The organism is Pseudomonas sp. RL_105y_Pfl2_101, from assembly GCF_963970585.1.
In the GTDB taxonomy this organism is placed as follows: domain Bacteria; phylum Pseudomonadota; class Gammaproteobacteria; order Pseudomonadales; family Pseudomonadaceae; genus Aquipseudomonas.
The window spans coordinates 36,101-51,936 of the sequence record NZ_CAXAPG010000002.1; the positions used below are offsets into that span (position 1 = coordinate 36,101).

17 protein-coding genes and 2 pseudogenes are annotated in these 15,836 nt (G+C 60.1%); 8 read left to right on the plus strand and 11 right to left on the minus strand.

The window, feature by feature from the left end:
* The first annotated feature begins 134 nt into the window (after nt 1-134).
* From AACY31_RS02800 to AACY31_RS02810, 3 genes and pseudogenes are all read left to right on the plus strand, one after another.
* Nucleotides 135-764: a LysE family translocator gene (locus tag AACY31_RS02800; RefSeq protein ID WP_339475733.1), complete on the plus strand. Its 630-nt coding sequence runs from the start codon at nt 135-137 to the stop codon at nt 762-764.
* 608 nt (nt 765-1,372) lie between these two features.
* Nucleotides 1,373-1,549: pseudogene (locus tag AACY31_RS02805) on the plus strand (type II toxin-antitoxin system HicA family toxin); the annotation flags it as partial.
* A 40-nt stretch (nt 1,550-1,589) separates the two neighbouring features.
* Entirely contained in the window at nt 1,590-2,000 is a 411-nt protein-coding gene (locus AACY31_RS02810; RefSeq protein WP_339476459.1) for a type II toxin-antitoxin system HicB family antitoxin, read from the plus strand.
* Nucleotides 2,001-2,152: 152 nt separating this feature from the next.
* Here AACY31_RS02810 and AACY31_RS02815 read toward each other — a convergent pair whose 3' ends face one another.
* A complete protein-coding gene (locus AACY31_RS02815; protein WP_003198724.1) occupies nt 2,153-2,299 on the minus strand; it encodes a hypothetical protein in 147 nt (48 codons plus the stop codon).
* Nucleotides 2,300-2,475: 176 nt separating this feature from the next.
* On the opposite strand from AACY31_RS02815, the gene AACY31_RS02820 reads away from it, so the two are divergent.
* Complete coding sequence (locus AACY31_RS02820; RefSeq protein ID WP_339475736.1) at nt 2,476-2,880, plus strand: low affinity iron permease family protein; 405 nt, start codon at nt 2,476-2,478, stop codon at nt 2,878-2,880.
* An 88-nt stretch (nt 2,881-2,968) separates the two neighbouring features.
* Here the strand turns inward: AACY31_RS02820 and AACY31_RS02825 are convergent, their stop codons facing one another.
* Entirely contained in the window at nt 2,969-3,472 is a 504-nt protein-coding gene (locus tag AACY31_RS02825) for a DUF4142 domain-containing protein (RefSeq protein WP_339475739.1), read from the minus strand.
* 343 nt (nt 3,473-3,815) lie between these two features.
* Nucleotides 3,816-5,165: a sensor domain-containing protein gene (locus AACY31_RS02830; protein WP_339475742.1), complete on the minus strand. Its 1,350-nt coding sequence runs from the start codon at nt 5,163-5,165 to the stop codon at nt 3,816-3,818.
* Between the two features lie 248 nt (nt 5,166-5,413).
* Here AACY31_RS02830 and AACY31_RS02835 point away from each other — a divergent pair.
* Nucleotides 5,414-5,627: pseudogene (locus AACY31_RS02835) on the plus strand (CopG family ribbon-helix-helix protein); the annotation flags it as partial.
* Nucleotides 5,628-5,701: 74 nt separating this feature from the next.
* On the opposite strand, the gene fos reads toward AACY31_RS02835, so the two are convergent.
* The gene (gene fos / locus AACY31_RS02840) at nt 5,702-6,118 is read right to left on the minus strand and encodes a fosfomycin resistance glutathione transferase (RefSeq protein ID WP_339491531.1); all 417 of its coding nucleotides are present in this window, start codon (nt 6,116-6,118) and stop codon (nt 5,702-5,704) included.
* Between the two features lie 258 nt (nt 6,119-6,376).
* Here fos and AACY31_RS02845 point away from each other — a divergent pair, with 258 nt between their 5' ends.
* Nucleotides 6,377-7,612, plus strand: a complete 1,236-nt coding sequence (locus tag AACY31_RS02845; protein ID WP_339475745.1) for an aminotransferase class I/II-fold pyridoxal phosphate-dependent enzyme — start codon at nt 6,377-6,379, stop codon at nt 7,610-7,612.
* A 13-nt stretch (nt 7,613-7,625) separates the two neighbouring features.
* Entirely contained in the window at nt 7,626-8,789 is a 1,164-nt protein-coding gene (locus tag AACY31_RS02850; protein WP_339475748.1) for an MFS transporter, read from the plus strand.
* Here the strand turns inward: AACY31_RS02850 and yiaY are convergent.
* Nucleotides 8,786-9,934 (minus strand): L-threonine dehydrogenase, encoded by a 1,149-nt coding sequence (yiaY, locus tag AACY31_RS02855; RefSeq protein WP_339475751.1) that lies wholly within the window; start codon nt 9,932-9,934, stop codon nt 8,786-8,788. The two genes, AACY31_RS02850 and yiaY, sit on opposite strands and share 4 nt — an antisense overlap.
* A gap of 140 nt (nt 9,935-10,074) precedes the next feature.
* Here yiaY and AACY31_RS02860 point away from each other — a divergent pair, with 140 nt between their 5' ends.
* Complete coding sequence (locus tag AACY31_RS02860; RefSeq protein ID WP_339503827.1) at nt 10,075-11,094, plus strand: DUF4917 family protein; 1,020 nt, start codon at nt 10,075-10,077, stop codon at nt 11,092-11,094.
* Between the two features lie 103 nt (nt 11,095-11,197).
* Here the strand turns inward: AACY31_RS02860 and AACY31_RS02865 are convergent, their stop codons facing one another.
* The 6 genes from AACY31_RS02865 to AACY31_RS02890 all read right to left on the minus strand — a co-directional run bounded on the left by AACY31_RS02865 (nt 11,198) and on the right by AACY31_RS02890 (nt 15,812).
* Complete coding sequence (locus AACY31_RS02865) at nt 11,198-11,542, minus strand: YegP family protein (protein WP_003198702.1); 345 nt, start codon at nt 11,540-11,542, stop codon at nt 11,198-11,200.
* A gap of 82 nt (nt 11,543-11,624) precedes the next feature.
* Nucleotides 11,625-12,206: a DJ-1/PfpI family protein gene (locus AACY31_RS02870; RefSeq protein WP_339475757.1), complete on the minus strand. Its 582-nt coding sequence runs from the start codon at nt 12,204-12,206 to the stop codon at nt 11,625-11,627.
* A 140-nt stretch (nt 12,207-12,346) separates the two neighbouring features.
* On the minus strand, nt 12,347-13,564 hold the full coding sequence (locus AACY31_RS02875) for a class I SAM-dependent methyltransferase (protein WP_339491493.1): 1,218 nt from the start codon (nt 13,562-13,564) through the stop codon (nt 12,347-12,349).
* Between the two features lie 210 nt (nt 13,565-13,774).
* Nucleotides 13,775-14,392: a TPM domain-containing protein gene (locus AACY31_RS02880; protein ID WP_339475763.1), complete on the minus strand. Its 618-nt coding sequence runs from the start codon at nt 14,390-14,392 to the stop codon at nt 13,775-13,777.
* Nucleotides 14,393-14,419: 27 nt separating this feature from the next.
* Nucleotides 14,420-15,163, minus strand: coding sequence for a TPM domain-containing protein (locus AACY31_RS02885; protein ID WP_339503829.1), 744 nt, complete (start codon nt 15,161-15,163; stop codon nt 14,420-14,422).
* A 40-nt stretch (nt 15,164-15,203) separates the two neighbouring features.
* Complete coding sequence (locus AACY31_RS02890) at nt 15,204-15,812, minus strand: LemA family protein (protein ID WP_339475768.1); 609 nt, start codon at nt 15,810-15,812, stop codon at nt 15,204-15,206.
* Nucleotides 15,813-15,836 lie beyond the last annotated feature (24 nt).

The following is a 15,836-nucleotide window of genomic DNA, read 5'->3' on the forward strand; positions in this document are numbered from 1 at the left end:
TTTCCAATGGAATGACGCGAATAGCTGGCAGGTTATGCCAATTGGCGCAGCTTTAGAAGCCGACTTCGCAACCACCTGCCCTGCCCCTGCGCCATAGACTTGGCACTTGCGAATCGTCGATGAAGGGGTGTGGCATGGCAGAGCTCTGGTTGTTCCTGATGGCCTTGATGGTGGTCTACGTATTGCCCGGGCCGGACATGATTCTGCTGCTACAAACCGGGGCCCGTCAGGGCAGGGGCGCGGCGCTAGCGACGGCGGTGGGCCTGGGGATTGCTCGGGGGTGTCATGTTGCATTGGCGGCGCTGGGGCTTTCGGCCTTGTTCAAGACCGCGCCGTGGACGTTCGACATCGTGCGTCTGGCCGGTGCTGCTTACTTGTTATGGATCGGTTTTCAATGCCTGCGGACCACCTTGTTGCCGAGTTTTGAAGCTGCCGCAATCGAGGTCGGGAAACGGCGTTGCTACCAGGCGATTCGGCGTGGGCTGCTGACCAATCTGCTCAATCCCAAAGCCTTGCTGTTTTGCTCGGTGTTATTGCCGCAGTTCATCGATCCACGGGGCGGGCCGGGGCTGGGGCAATTCGTGACCCTGGGCGTGATGCTGGTCGGCGTCGGCCTGCTATTCGATAGCGCCTACGCGTTGGTGGGTGTCGCACTCGGTCGCTGGCTTCAGCGTTCGCCTTCGGCCCAGCGCGTGCAGCAGTGGTTATTTGGCAGTCTTCTGATTGGTTTTGCGGTACGGCTGACGTTTGTGCAGCAGTCATAGGACCTGGGGATAGGCTGATCGGACTCACAGATGGGAGCCCGGCAAATCGTACCGAAAAAACTGATGGCTGCTTCACAGCCCAGCGGAAGTCGGGCTCGCTCACGAATGCGTCGGGGCAGCTTGCGATGATGTTGACTGTGCCGACGCCATCGCGAGCAGGCTCGCTCCCACATTTTTTCCGAGTTGCTCTCAGGGATCGCATTCACCACAAATCCCCTGTGGGAGCGGGCTTGCTCGCGAAAGCGGTGTGTCATTTAACATTGATCCTGGCTGACCCGACGCATTCGCGAGCAAGCCCACAGGTTCCCGTTTCGCTTCTTAACTGACTGGCATTAGTCCCAAGTGGTCGGCATTTTTCAGCAGCAGCTAAACATCCAGGCTGCTGCGCCCCCCAGCGGGAGCAAGTTCCCTCGCCACACAAGCAATACGTCCGGCTTCACATCCCGAAATAAACCCGCCCCACCCCGCTGCCGTCCTTGTGCGACGCCGCTTCTAGACTTCGTTGCGATGACTGCGCATACCTCCCGAGGTTGCCTTCGGCGGTTATAGTGTTGATCACTCACCTCCAGTAGGTATAGTACCCACCAAGCACTCCACACGGAAGTGTTGTGAATAGCCGATTTTTGATAAGCCAGATCATTGCAGACGGTTGGTATCTGGTACGAGTTCGGGGCAGCCACCATCACTTCAAGCACCCGACCAAGCCGGGGCTGGTCACGGTTCCTCATCCGAAGAAGGACCTGCTCAAGAAAACGGCCATCAGTATTTTGCAACAGGCGCTGCTTCAGCCGGCCCGTTGCGCGACGTTCGTGGAGGACGATGAATATGCTTTACCCGATTGCGATTTCCATGGGCGATGACAAGCACGCCTGGGGGGTTGAAGTGCCGGATATTCCCGGATGTTTTTCCGCAGGCGACGACCTGGACGAGGCCATGGCGATGGCGCGTGAGGCCATTGAGGGGCATTTCGAGATTCTGGCTGAGGACGGCTCGCCGATTCCGCCGGCCAACACCGTCACCCTACACGCCGCCAATGCGCAATATGCCGGCTGCACCTGGGCGCTGGTGGACATTGATGTGACCAAGTACCTGGGCAAGGCGCAGAAACTCAACATCACGTTGCCCGGCTACCTGCTCAACCGAATCGATGAATATGTGTTGCACCATCCTGAAGAGAAGAGCCGTTCCGGCTTCCTCGCTTCGGCAGCGCTCAAGGTGTTGCAGCAAGGGCGGTGACCATCAATGCTGGAGAAAGAACTTGTGGGAGCGAGCCTGCTCGCGATAGCGGTGTGTCAACACCCTTGATGTTGCTGACCCAACGCCATCGCGAGCAGGCTCGCTCCCACAGGGTTTTGCGACAGCCCATTGGAGGGGTTGCGGGCGGCGGTCTATTTCTTTTCCGCTCCCGACTCTTGCATCTGCACCGAGGACTTAGTGCCATCGGTGTTGTCCTTGGTCTCGTTACCCGAATTGTCGAAGCAGCCTTGCAGGGCGAACAAACAGCAGGCAAGGCAAACAGTGCGTGCGAGGTTCATGGTGGACTCCGAAGCTGAGGGCCTTAAGGAGTGACCCGCCAACATGGCAATTGGTTGCGATGATTTTCAGGCTGCACGAAAAACCTTGCCGAACAGCGGCGCCTGAAAATGTAAGCAGAATTTTCATCAATTCATTGCTGTCACAAAGGACAGGTGCATCCATAAGGAACACAGCAATGACCTTCGCAAAAATCGCTCAAAAACTGGCCCTTTGGGCGGGGAGCCCCAAGACGTTTCTGGGGGCCATCGTGTTGTTGGCACTCTGGGCCCTCAGCGGGCCTTTTTTCCAGTTCAATGACACGTGGCAACTGATCGTCAACACATCAACAACGATCATTACCTTCCTGATGGTATTCCTGATTCAAAACACGCAGAACCGCGATACCGACATCTTGCACCTCAAGGTCGATGAGTTATTACGAGCGACCAAGGAGGCACAGAATGCAATGCTCGGCCTTGAGTCGCTGGACCTAAAGCAACTGGAGGCGTTGAGAAAGCATTACCAGGCCATGGGCCAGGGCGAAGCCAAGAGTCTTGAAGGGTTGGACGAAAAGAACAAAGTAGACCTGAACCAGTGCTGACGCAGATGCGCTGGAGGGTTCTCCTTTTGGCGGGCAAAAATCAGCCGGGACGCGAACGTCCCGGCCGTGAGTACAAAAACACAGCAGATCAGCGGCTGGCCTGCAGCGCCCTGGCCATTTCGAGATGGGTCTGCAGTTTAGGCAGGGTTTCATCGGCGAAGGCCTTGATCTCAGGCACTTCGGTGGTCTGGGCCTGCTGCTGGATCTGCGCGATGGCCTCTTCGGTGGCCTTGACCTGGCTGGCGGCATACGCAGCTTCGAACGACTCGCCTTCCTTTACCTGCGGCATCAGGGCCTTGGCCTTGTCCGCCACCTCCTCCCGGGGGGCGACAGGCAGGTCGAGCTTCTTGGCGATCTTCGCCAGGTGTTGATTGGCCGTGGTGCGGTCGTTGATGACCATGATGGTGTAATCCTTGACCTCCCTGGATTCGGCCTTCCCATGGGCCATACGACTGGCCTCGATGTCGGCCATGCCTTTGGCTGAAGCATCGTTGATGAATTCGGCAGGCGATTGGGCCCAGGCACTGCTGGCACCCAGGCCCATCAACACGATGAGACTGGTGGTGCGAAAAAAGCTGGCCATACGACTCATGGTAGCGCCCTCCTCTGATGAAAGTTCTGGTGGGTTATCCACCGTTGAATCAGAACCCACCATGAATTCAGCGATACGTGCGACCCGGCTTCCGGCCAATTTCGGCTTTCGGCGGGCTTTTATCGACGGTCGTGATGGTGGTTCTCCCACTTTTGCGACCCGATTCGGACACCTTCGTTCGATCATGAGCAATGTTTATCGGATAAATACCGCTTGAACCGGGCATGGTCCAACCCTCCCTATTCGTGAATGCAGGGCGCGCAGAGCCCTTCTTATATTCGAATTGGATACGAGATGAAGGTTTGAGAAAGGTACTTGTGCCACGACGAACGGTCGCACCCTATCAGATGCCGAACGTCCTGTGATTGTGGCGTTTGGCGGCATACATCGCCTCGTCGGCGTGGCGAAACAGGGCGACATCTTCAGTGCCATGGTCCGGGAAACAGGCCACGCCGATGCTCGGTTCGATGCTCAGGCAGTGCCCTTCCAGACGTAGCGGCTGGACCAGTGCATGGCGGATTTTTTCCTGCACGCTTTGGGCATCCTCCAAGGCCTGGATGCTGTGCAGCAGCACCACGAACTCGTCCCCGCCAATGCGCGCCACGGTGTCGGTGTCGCGGATACATCCCTTGAGACGCTTGGCCACCGCTTGTAACAGCATGTCGCCAACCCCGTGGCCATAGGTGTCGTTGACCTGCTTGAAGCGGTCAAGGTCGATGTACAACAAGGCCATGCGCCCGGACGCAGCGCGAGCGGCCGCCAGTGCGCACTTGAACCGCTCACGGAGCAATTCACGGTTGGGTACCTGGGTCAACTGATCGTACTGAGCCATGTGCTGCAACCGGGCATGCAACTGCTTGCGCTCGATGGCAATGGTGATCTGTGCGCAGACGTATTGCAGCAGTTCCTTGTCCTGCTCGGTATAGCGCTCGGTGTCTGGCGCGCTCTTGACGATCAGCGCGCCAATCGTGCCACTCTGCGAGTTCAGCGGCACACCCAGCCAGCACGGCGCGTCTGGCTGCGCCACAAGGTCGTCGAACTCCGGCGGCAACTGGCTGCAACCGGGCGTCAGGAGGATTGACTGGCCACTGCGAATCACCTCGGCGCACAAACGCGCGGTGACCGTGCCCGGTAATTCGGGCTGCCCTTCCCGGTCGTTGACGTGATAGGGGAAGTTAAGTTGCGAACATTGTTCGTCACACAACGCCACCGAAAAATTCAGCGCCGGCAGCCACTCGCCAATAATCAGGTGGATGCGCTCGAACAGCGCCAGCAGGTCCGCCGCGGCATGGGCCGCCTCGGAAATCGCATATAACGCGGCCTGTCGGGACTCAGCCTGCTTGCGTTCGGTGATGTCCCGGGCCACGGCAATGCGCAGTTGGTCCACCGGCGACCAGCGCGCCGACCACAGGATGTGCACCACCCGCCCGTCCTTGCGCAGGTAACGGTTCTCGAAATTGAGCTTGGGCTCGCCGTCCATGATCTCCCGCGCCGCCTCGAGGGTTCGCTGGCGGTCGGCAGGGTGCACCAGATCGATCATCGGCAGGCCGATCAGTTCCTGCGGCGTGTAGCCAAAGATCTGTTCGCAGGCAGCGCTGACAAATACGAAACGCCCTTGGCCGTCGACGGCACACACGGCGTCCAGCAGAAGGTCGATGTAGCTGGCCAGCGGCGCGGAACTTCGAGTTTCCATGGGGCTGGTGGTTATCCGGATAATGCTGCGGTGAGCGGAGCGGGTGATCGTCAGTTCGTAATGCTGACATAGCATCCAAGACTAACGCGCCCCCACGATACGATGAGAATAGCGCAGGCGATCAGACTGTAGAGGATGAGCCTCGTTATCGGGCGAACATTCACACATACAATGGAGACCAACGGGACTGGCGGCACTTCAAGGACGACGTAGGATGTTGTATTACAAATCACTACATCGAGATCATCATATCCGTCATGTCATTGCGCTTGCCCGATGAAGTCGCCGAAACCCGGCGGTATTGGCCAAGGCTACCGGCGCAGCAAGTCATTCCTGGCCGTCGATGCGCTACGCGGATACCTGGCCCGTGAAGCCTGGCAGATCAAGGAAATCCAGGAAGCCTTGCATGAGGCCGATGCAGCTGATTTCGCCAGCAACCAGGGGGTAAACGCGGTTGCAAACCCTGCGGCTGTTCGACACACGACGATGACCGCCCAACGCCTGATAGGCCAGTCACTCGACTCGATACAGCCCCATCACGGCGCCGAAAAAAACGCCATGCCGGCATACGGTGCCTGCCGACAGGCCTTCAACCGAGACGCCAGGTCACCCACATGGACTTCGAGTTTGTGCCCGTCCGGGTCGAGAAAGTAGAACGAATCACCCTCGCTGCGATTGTCTCGCCACGATGACACCTGGGCTGCGTTCAGCCGCGCCACCAGTAGCGGGAAATCCCCGGCATTGATGCTGAAAGCGTAATGGGTGTAGTCCGCCGCCGGCACGGGCCTGCGCAACGGGTCGAAAGCCAGGCACACCCACAAACCTGGCAGCGACAAATAGGCCCCGCTGTCCCACTTGGCTTCGAGACGCAGCTGCAATAGCTCGCCATAAAAAACCACACTGCGATCCAGGTCGGTGACGGCAAGGGTCAGATGATTGAGGCCTGAGAGCATCAGCAAGCTACCTTCCAGAAAAGAGTGATAACCCCGCGGGCTTGGGGCAAATCCAGGGTGCTCCGAAGCTCCGACACCACTGATGGATTCCCCGTCCAAGGTCCTAGGCAAAGTCCTACGCAGAAATCTCCAGTGACACTCAAGCACGCCGGAAACAGCCGATTCAAAGCCCTGCACAACAATCTGTAAAGTCTGGAAACACACCGCTATCGAAACACCCCACGGACAGCACCACCCACCAAGGAATGTAATCGCACCATGAACCAGACTGCTCAAGCGCCCCATCACTTCACCCACTACCGCAAGGTGATTTCCCTCGCAGACCAGAACTGGCAGGGCACTGAAGCCGGAAAAATCTCAGGGCTGAATGTCGAGGTCAAGACACCCAATGTGCTGGTCGACCAATACGGTCGCACCTTTCATCATTTCTGTACCACGTCCTACCTGGGCCTGGACTATCACCCCGCGTTGCTGGACGGCGCCATGACTGCCCTGTGGGAAACCGGAACCCTGCGGGTCGCCAACTCAAGGAATCGCTGCAAGCTGTCGATCCTGGACCAGTACGAAACCCAATTGTCGGAGCTGTTCGGGGCCAGTTGCCTCAGTGCCCTGTCGTGCAGTGCGGCAAGCGCCGGAATCCTGCCGCTGCTGGCCAGCGGCGCGTTCACCAACCAGTGTTCGCCGGTCATGGTGTTCGACAAATACGCCCATTACTCGATGAACCACAGCAAGGCCGCCTGCGCCGATGAAACCCAAGTCATCACCTGTCCGCACAACGACATGGATTTCATCGAAGACCTGTGCAAACGCCAGCGCTGCGTGGCATACGTGGCCGACAGCGCCTACAGCATGGGCGGATTGGCGGACCTGGACAGCCTGATGTATCTCAAGCAGCGCTATGGCCTGTTTCTCTATCTGGACGATTCCCACGCGCTGTCGGCGGTCGGGGAGTTCGGCGCAGGCCTTGTCCGTTCGCGCATCCCAGCCGTGGACGAGCGCACCCTGATCGTTGCTTCATTGGCCAAGTCATTCGGCGCCAGTGGCGGGCTGGTCATGCTTGGCAGTGAACGGCACAAGGCGCTGGTGCAGCGTTACGGTGGGCCGAGCTATTGGTCCCAGAGCCTGAACGCAGCGGCCATCGGCGCTGGCATGGCGTCGATTCGCCTGCACCGCAGTCGAGAATTCAGCGCCCTGCAGGAGAGTTTGCAAGCTAATATCCGCTTCTTCGACAGCCTCGTGCGCACTGAACAGCGTGGCAATCCCATGGCAATCCGCATGCTGCCCTGCGGTGAAGCGGCCCTGGCCAACAGCCTGGCCGTCGAACTGGCCGAACTGGGATATTTCACTTCAGCGGTTTTTTTCCCCGTAGTGCCGCAAGGCAAGGCCGCCATTCGCATTACCCTGCGCGCCGACATGGAGCCGAACGTGATTCGCTCGTTTTGCGAAAAGATCACCGAACTGCTGCTGACCCACGGGCGTGACATCCGCCCTTGAGACAGGACGCTCGATGAAGAACCGTACAACCCTGATCGTCACCTGCACCACCGTTTTCCTGGCACAACTGGGCATGAGCATCTACTTGCCGGCCCTGCCCGATATCGCCCGGGACCTGGGCGCCGATGCGTCCCGGGTTTCCTGGGGCTTGTCGGTGTACCTGATCGGCATGGCGTTGCCCATGTTGCTGTGGGGCAGCCTGAGCCAGCGGCTGGGGCGCAAGCCGGTCTTGCTGGCGGCCTTGGGGCTGTACGGTTTGGGCAATCTGGCCCTGCCGCTGGGCACCACCGTGGAGGCGTTCCTGACGCTCAGGTTGATTCAGGGCATCGGCGCCAGCGGTATCTCAGTGATGGCGCGGGTATTGATTCGGGACAGTTTCAGCGGCGACCTGTTGGCCAAGGCGCTGTCATGGATATCGATCGCCTTTGTGATTGCCCTCGGTATCGGCCAGTACCTGGGCTCGCTGATCCAGGCCGCTTTTGGCTGGGAGGCGATTTTCTACGGTTTGGGCGCCGTCAGCCTGGCCATGGCAGCGGCGGTGTCCCGGGCCAGGTTCCCGGTGCTGGTGCAAGCCGGCAACGGGCAATCGGCATGTGGCATCTACGGGCACATTCTCCGGCAACGCGCGTTCCTGCTGCCGGCCTTGGCCGGTGGACTGGGTTACGGCGTGATCGTCGCCTTCAACACCGCCGCGCCGCTGATCCTGCAGGAGCGCTTCCACTGGTCGCCCATTGAATACGGCCTGCTGGGCTGGCCGGTCAGTGCCGCGTACTTGCTTGGGGCGCTGGTGGTGAACGCTTTTGTACTGCGTACTGGTCAACGGCGAATGATGGGCTGGGGCATCGCGCTGGTGTTGGGCGGGAGCACGACCATGCTGGCAGGCAGTCTCACCCTGAGCAGCATCGCGCTGCTTTTCTGGTTGCCGTATTGCTTTGCGGTGTTCGGCCAGTCGTTGAACTACCCCATCAGCTTGTCCCTGGCCAACGAAGGTTCACCGGTGGCCGGCGCTTATGCCATGGCATTGAGTGGGTTCCTGCACCAACTGATGGCCTCGGTGATCGGCGCCATGGCCAGCCTGTTGTTGAGTCAACAGGCTTGGCCACTGGCGGCGTTGTGCGCACTGCTAGGGGCGGCGGCGATGCTCTGTGTGAGGTTCGTGCCGCCCCGGGTTGCTTAGAACGCGCTGCGGAAAATCTCTTCGATCTGTCGTTGGTCCGCGGCCCGTGGGTTGGTCAGGCCACAGGCGTCTTTCAAGGCGTTGGCAGCCAGCACCGGGACGTCGTTGAGGCGTACGCCCAGGTCACGCAAACCGGTCGGAATGTCCACGTCCAGGGCCAGTTTGCGGATCGCCGCGATGGCGTCCCGGGCCCCCTCTTCCGGACTGAAGCCGCGCGTATCTGCGCCCATGGCATGGGCCACATCGGTCAGGCGAACGGCGCACACCGACGCGTTGAAGCTCTGCACATGAGGTAACAGCACCGCGTTGCACACACCGTGAGGCAGGTCATAGAAACCACCCAGTTGATGCGCCATCGCGTGCACAAACCCTAGCGACGCATTGTTGAACGCCATCCCCGCGAGGAACTGCGCGTAGGCCATATTCTCCCGCGCGGTCAGGTCATTGCCGTCACGCACGGCCAGGCGCAGGTTGTTGCTGATCAGGGTGATGGCCTTCAGGGCGCAGGCATCGGTGATGGGATTGGCGGCAGTGGAGACATAAGCCTCGATCGCGTGGGTCAGTGCATCCATGCCGGTGGCGGCCGTCAGGCCCTTGGGCATCGCCACCATCAGCGCCGGGTCGTTCACCGACATCAATGGGGTCACGTTGCGATCGACAATCGCCATTTTCACGTGGCGTGTCTCGTCGGTGATGATGCAAAAACGGGTCATTTCGCTGGCGGTACCCGCCGTGGTGTTGATGGCGATCAGCGGCAACTGCGGCTTGCTCGAACGGTCGACGCCTTCATAGTCGCGAATCTGCCCGCCGTTGGTGGCGCACAGGGCGATGCCCTTGGCGCAATCGTGGGGTGAACCGCCGCCCAGCGACACGACGAAATCACACTGGCTCTCCTTCAGCAACCCCAGCCCGAGCTCGACATTGGCGATACTTGGGTTGGGCTTGGCGCCGTCGAAAATCACCGAGTCGACGTCTTGTATCGCCAACAACTCAGCCACCTTGGTGGCGACGCCGGCCTTGGCCAGCCCCGCATCGGTGACAATCAGGGCTTTGCGAAAGCCGTAGTTGCGAATAGCGGTCATCGCTTCATCGAGGCAGCCCAGCCCCATGATGTTCACGGCGGGAATGAAAAAAGTGCTGCTCATGGGGTCACGCTCCTGGTTGAGGCCGGATCGGCAGGGCCTACAGAATGACCGAGTAGTCATGACGTATCTTGATCTGGCTCAAGACTGGGTCGTGATAAAGTCGCGCCCTGCCTTTGCCACGTTTTGAGATGATCCTTGCGATGACCGATTTCCAGGAATACGACACCCGGCTCGAAGACTGGGAGGCCTTGCGCGCCGACACCGCCTTCAGCGGCCTGCTGGTGGGCAATGGAGCCAGCCGCGCAGTGTGGGATGATTTCGGCTATGACTCGCTGTTCGAAAATGCCCGCACCGTCGAGGAAAAACCCCTGAGCCCGTCGGAGCTGAGCGTGTTCGACGCGATGCAGACGCGCAGTTTCGAACAGGTGCTCGCGGCGCTGAAAACCACCAGTCGAGTGAACAAGGCCCTGGCCGTCAGCTCCGCCGCGCCGCGCAATCGCTACTACGCGATCAAGGAAGCACTGATCAACACCGTGCATGCGGTGCACATACCATGGCGCCTGGTGCAACCATCGACCCTGGCGACGCTCAACCAGGAGCTGAGCCACTACCACACGGTGTTCACCACCAACTACGACCTGCTCAACTACTGGGCGATCCAGCAGGCGCCCGAGACCATCAGCGACCTGTTCTTCGGTGAAAACCACAGTTTCGACCTGAGCCAGGCGACCACGGACAAACCACGCCTGCTATATCTGCACGGCGGCCTGCACCTGGTACGCAACCAGGACGGCACGGCGCGCAAACTCACGTCCACCGAAGGCACCTTGCTGGGCAGTTTCGCCATCAACAACACGATCAAGACCCTCGACGACGTACCGTTGTTCGTCAATGAAGGCCCGAGCCAGGACAAGCTCAAGACCATCCGCAGCAGCGATTACCTATCGTTCTGCTACGACCAGTTGCTGCAGCAGGGCGACAACCTGTGCCTGTTCGGCCATGCCCTGGGCGAGCAGGACAACCACATCGTGCAAGCCCTGCGCCTGGCCGCACCGAAAACCGTAGCGATTTCGATCTACCCCCGTAGCCAGGCGTTCATCCAGCATCAGAAGCGGCATTACGCCAAAGTCTTCCAGGGGCTGGAGGTGCAATTACGCTTCTTCGATGCCAAGAGCCACCCACTGGGCGATCCGAAATTGTCGGTGCCGGTGGAGGTTTAAAGGCCAGGTAAAAACGTGTGGAGGGGGATGTATGTGTGGGAGCAAAGCTTGCTGCCACACATAAATCCCCCTCCACAGGCTAGGCGCCCTTATTGCTGCCCTGTCAGAGCGCAGCCACCGTCTTGTCCTTGATGACCGTCGTCGGTCCGTTGGCCTTGACGCTGGCAATGCCTTTGTCCCTGGCCGCGTCCGATGAATAAGCCTCACTGCTGCCAATCACTTCATGGTTGGCCGCCTTGAGGTTGAAGTACGGATGGCCATCCTTGGTGTTCTTAAGTTCATAGCGCTCGGTCAACGGACTGTTTTTCTGCACCGACGCAATGCCACCGTCGACACCGCTGCGGGTGGTGTACAACTCACTGGTCAAGATTGTCTCGGCGTTGGCCGCTTTGAGTACAAACCGAAACTGGCCGCTGCTGCTTTTGCTGATTTCGTACCATCCAGACATGATTTTTCTCCTGGCAATAGAAGACAAGCCCCGAGAGCAAAGACCCAGCGCACTTACCCTGCCAGTCCGCTGTGCCGCGCCATTACAACGTGATGGCCGTGCCCAGCAGCGTCAGGAACCCCGCCAGCCAGTTTGGATGCGCGGGCCACGCCGGTGCCGTTGCGAGATTGCCCTGGACATGGCCTTCGGTCACGGGGATGTCGATATAGGTCCCGCCCGCCAGCCGTACTTCTGGGGCACACGCCGGGTAGGCGCTGCATTCACGTCCTTCGAGGATCCCCGCCGCCGCCAGCAACTGCGCACCGTGGCACACCGCGGCAATCGGCTTGCCCGCCAGGTCGAAATCACGCACCAGTTGCAGGACGGTTTCATTCAGGCGCAGGTATTCCGGCGCTCGCCCTCCCGGCAGCAGTAGCGCGTCGTAGTCGGCGGCCTGGACGTTGGCGAAGTCATGGTTAAGGGCAAACAAGTGCCCCGGTTTTTCACTGTAGGTCTGGTCGCCTTCAAAATCGTGGATCGCCGTGCGCACCGTCTGCCCCGCGGTTTTGTCCGGGCACACGGCGTGCACGGTGTGGCCGATCATCTGCAGGGCCTGGAACGGCACCATGACTTCATAATCTTCGACGTAATCGCCGACCAGCATGAGGATTTTCTTGGCGGCCATGGGAAGAGCTCCTTTGGGATGCGTGAGTGGTTAACGCATTAAAGGTAGCCCGGAGTGTTGGCAGGCGGGGGATAACCGCTCATTACCTGACGGGATGCACCTCTGCCCTTGCGGGAACGGGTCCTGTGGGAGCACCAGCCTCAGGCAAGGTAACCATCGGCCCGCAGCAGCGTTTCGAGGCAGTGCTCGGTAACGTGGTAGAAGGCCTTGAGTTCCTGAATCTTGGCCAGCAGCTCGGTGGGGTCCGCAGGCTCGGCGCGTTTGACGGCCAGGATCATCTTGTTCTTGTTGGTGTGGTCCAGGGAGATGAACTCGAAGACCTTGGTCTCGTAGCCGCATGCTTCCAGGAACAACGCCCGCAGGCTGTCGGTGACCATTTCCGCCTGCTGGCCAAGGTGCAGGCCGTATTGCAACATCGGCTTGAGCAAGGCCGGGCTCTGGATCTGCAAGCGGATCTGCTTGTGGCAGCACGGCGAGCACATGATGATCGAAGCGCCCGAGCGAATGCCCATGTGGATCGCGTAGTCGGTGGCGATGTCGCAGGCGTGCAAGGCGATCATCACATCCACCGCGCTCGGCGCCACGCTGCGCACGTCACCGTGCTGGAAACTCAAGCCCGGGTGTTCCAGCCGCGCGGCGGCTTCGTTGCACAGCTTGACCATGTCTTCGCGCAGCTCGACACCGGTCACCACGCCTTCGGCCTGCAAGGTGTTGCGCAGGTAATCGTGGATGGCAAACGTCAGGTAACCTTTGCCCGAACCGAAATCCGAGACCCGCACCGGTTTGTCCAGGGCCAGCGGCGAAGACGTCAGCGCATGGCTGAAGACCTCGATGAACTTGTTGATCTGCTTCCACTTGCGCGACATCGCCGGAATCAGCTCGTGCTTGTGGTTGGTCACGCCCAGGTCGGCCAAAAATGGCCGGCTCAGGTCGAGGAAGCGATTTTTCTCACGGTTGTGCTCGGCAGATGGCACTTCCCGCAGTTGCTGGGGCTTGCTCTTGAACAGCGAGCTCTTACCCTTCTTGCTGTACTCCAACTGCGCCTCGTCGGTGACCGCCAGCAAATGCGCGTTTTTGAACGATGCCGGCAACAGTGCAGCAATGGTTTCCACACCTTCGGCCAGCGGGAAATTCTTGGTGATGTCGCGGGTCTTGTAGCGGTAGACGAAGGACAGGCACGGCTGGTCCTTGACCGTCAGCTGCTTGATGATCAGCCGCTGGAGGTCCGCCTCTTCACCCACGTACTTGGCCAGCACCAGCTTGATGAAGCCGTTCTGCTCAAGGCTGGTGCGCAGCAGCTCGATGAACTGGGCGTGATGATCCGGCGCGGGACGGACGGGCGTTGCGATGGCGGACATGAAAAAACGGCCTCGGGCGGGGCGAATCGGGAATGGCGGTATTTTAGGGGGGATGGGCAGCGAGGGCACGGAAAAGTTCGTGTGACGAGCAGTAACCTCTGTGGGAGCAAGGCTTGCCCGCGATGAATACGCCGCGCTTTGGCAGGCCAAACCGAGTGATCGTTCATCGCGAGCAAGCTTTGCGCCCACAGGTTTGTGCTGGCAGAAACTTCAGCCCAGCACCACCAACCGATTCGGCAATTCATTGCGCTCCTGGGTCACCGGCACGTGCTCCTTGAGCAATTCGCCGCAAGCTTCGATGCAGGTCACGAAACCCTGCAGGGTGTGCCCTTGGCGAACCTGCTGGGTGAACACTGCGACGATGGCATCCCAGCATTTGTTGTCCAGGCGCTTGGAAATGCCTTCATCGACCAGGATTTCCACGTACCGCTCCGCCTCGCAGACAAAGATCAGCATCCCCGTGCTACCCACGGTGTGGTGCAGGTTCTGTTCGAGGAATTGCCGGCGCGCCAGGTTGGAGGCCCGCCAGTGACGCACGGAACGGGGGATCAGGTGCGTGGTGATCCTGGGGATGCGAAACACCAGGCACAGCACAATGAAACTGACCCACTGCACCAACAACAGGCTGTGCATCGCCAGCCAGCCGCTGAGGTAATGGACCACACCGGGTACCACCAGGGCCAGCAGGCTGGCCCATAACAGTGGGATATAGGCGTAGTCGTCGGCGCGGGCGGCCAGCACCGTGACCAGTTCAGCGTCGGTATGCCGCTCGACCCGGGCGATGGCCTCGGCGACCTTGCGTTGTTCGTGTTCCGTCAGTAATGCCATGTTAAAAGTGCCCGCTCATTATTATTGTCACCAGCCGCCCGACGAACCGCCGCCCCCGAAACTGCCACCGCCACCGCTGAAGCCCCCGCCACCTGCGCCGCTGAAACCTCCCCCACCGGAACCGCCAGAGCCGCCACGACCCGCCGGCAGGATACCGAGCATCTGGCAGACCAATATCGTCAAAATAAACAGGATCACCAGGAAAACGAACAGCCCTGGATGGCGCTCGACAAAATCGCCCTGCCCCTGCTGCCCATCCGCACGGTATACCGGCGCCGGCTCGTCCAACGGGCTGCCGCCCAGCACCACCAGCATCGCCGCGACACCGTCGCTGATGCCTTTGTTGAAGTTGCCGCTCTTGAAGGCCGGGGTGATCACCTGGTTGATGATCACCGAACTCTGCGCATCGGTCAGGCGATCCTCCAGGCCGTAGCCCACCTCGATGCGCAGCTTACGGTCATCCCGGGCGACGATCAGCAGCGCGCCGTTGTTTTTATCCTTCTGCCCGATGCCCCAATGGCGCCCCAGTTGATAACCGAAGTCTTCGATGCTGCTGCCCTGCAGGTCCGCCAGCGTGACCACCACCACCTGTTCGCCGGTGGCCTGTTCGTGGGCCTTGAGCTGCGCTTGCAGTTGCGCGCGCACCGACGGTTCGAGCATCTGCGCGGCGTCCACCACCCGCCCGGTCAATGCCGGAAATTTCAGCTCGGCCTGGGCCGTGATGGCAAACATCCAGAGCAACAGCACCAGGCCAAATTTCAACACGCGCATCGCAACTCCTGCGTGGGAGCAAGCTCGCTCCCACAATTTTTTAGAACTTCACTTCAGGGGGTTTTTCGGCATTGACGCTGGTGGCCTCGAAGGTTTCGCGGATCGGCAGGTCGCTGTACATCACGCTGTGCCACAGGCGCCCCGGGAACGTGCGGATTTCGGTGTTGTACTTCTGCACGGCCAGGATGAAGTCGCGGCGGGCCACGGCGATGCGGTTCTCGGTGCCTTCGAGCTGCGATTGCAACGCCAGGAAATTCTGGTTGGCCTTGAGGTCCGGATAACGCTCGACCACCACCATCAGCCGGCTCAACGCGCCGCTCAACTGGTCCTGGGCCTGCTGGAACTGCTTGAGTTGTTCCGGGTTGTTCAACGTGTTGGCGTCGACCTGGATCGACGTCGCCTTGGCCCGTGCTTCAATCACTGCGGTCAGGGTTTCCTGCTCGTGCTGGGCGTAGCCCTTGACGGTTTCCACCAGGTTGGGAATCAGGTCGGCGCGGCGCTGGTACTGGTTCTGCACCTGGCCCCAGGCGGCCTTGGCCTGTTCGTCCAGGGTCGGGATGTTATTGATGCCGCAACCGGCCAGCACCGTGGTGAGCAGCATCAGGGCCAGCATCGGCAAGCTGCGAAGGTGGTTCAGTCGTGGATTCATTGGAGGAAGCGCTCCCTGGCATGA

What these genes read in the sequence shown, in the direction of transcription:
- AACY31_RS02800 (WP_339475733.1), top strand. Translation starts at nt 135, where the DNA reads ATGGCAGAGCTCTGGTTGTTCCTGATGGCCTTGATGGTGGTCTACGTA.
- AACY31_RS02810 (WP_339476459.1), top strand. Translation starts at nt 1,590, where the DNA reads ATGCTTTACCCGATTGCGATTTCCATGGGCGATGACAAGCACGCCTGG.
- AACY31_RS02815 (WP_003198724.1), bottom strand. Translation starts at nt 2,299, where the DNA reads ATGAACCTCGCACGCACTGTTTGCCTTGCCTGCTGTTTGTTCGCCCTG.
- AACY31_RS02820 (WP_339475736.1), top strand. Translation starts at nt 2,476, where the DNA reads ATGACCTTCGCAAAAATCGCTCAAAAACTGGCCCTTTGGGCGGGGAGC.
- AACY31_RS02825 (WP_339475739.1), bottom strand. Translation starts at nt 3,472, where the DNA reads ATGAGTCGTATGGCCAGCTTTTTTCGCACCACCAGTCTCATCGTGTTG.
- AACY31_RS02830 (WP_339475742.1), bottom strand. Translation starts at nt 5,165, where the DNA reads ATGGAAACTCGAAGTTCCGCGCCGCTGGCCAGCTACATCGACCTTCTG.
- fos (WP_339491531.1), bottom strand. Translation starts at nt 6,118, where the DNA reads ATGCTCTCAGGCCTCAATCATCTGACCCTTGCCGTCACCGACCTGGAT.
- AACY31_RS02845 (WP_339475745.1), top strand. Translation starts at nt 6,377, where the DNA reads ATGAACCAGACTGCTCAAGCGCCCCATCACTTCACCCACTACCGCAAG.
- AACY31_RS02850 (WP_339475748.1), top strand. Translation starts at nt 7,626, where the DNA reads ATGAAGAACCGTACAACCCTGATCGTCACCTGCACCACCGTTTTCCTG.
- yiaY (WP_339475751.1), bottom strand. Translation starts at nt 9,934, where the DNA reads ATGAGCAGCACTTTTTTCATTCCCGCCGTGAACATCATGGGGCTGGGC.
- AACY31_RS02860 (WP_339503827.1), top strand. Translation starts at nt 10,075, where the DNA reads ATGACCGATTTCCAGGAATACGACACCCGGCTCGAAGACTGGGAGGCC.
- AACY31_RS02865 (WP_003198702.1), bottom strand. Translation starts at nt 11,542, where the DNA reads ATGTCTGGATGGTACGAAATCAGCAAAAGCAGCAGCGGCCAGTTTCGG.
- AACY31_RS02870 (WP_339475757.1), bottom strand. Translation starts at nt 12,206, where the DNA reads ATGGCCGCCAAGAAAATCCTCATGCTGGTCGGCGATTACGTCGAAGAT.
- AACY31_RS02875 (WP_339491493.1), bottom strand. Translation starts at nt 13,564, where the DNA reads ATGTCCGCCATCGCAACGCCCGTCCGTCCCGCGCCGGATCATCACGCC.
- AACY31_RS02880 (WP_339475763.1), bottom strand. Translation starts at nt 14,392, where the DNA reads ATGGCATTACTGACGGAACACGAACAACGCAAGGTCGCCGAGGCCATC.
- AACY31_RS02885 (WP_339503829.1), bottom strand. Translation starts at nt 15,163, where the DNA reads ATGCGCGTGTTGAAATTTGGCCTGGTGCTGTTGCTCTGGATGTTTGCC.
- AACY31_RS02890 (WP_339475768.1), bottom strand. Translation starts at nt 15,812, where the DNA reads ATGAATCCACGACTGAACCACCTTCGCAGCTTGCCGATGCTGGCCCTG.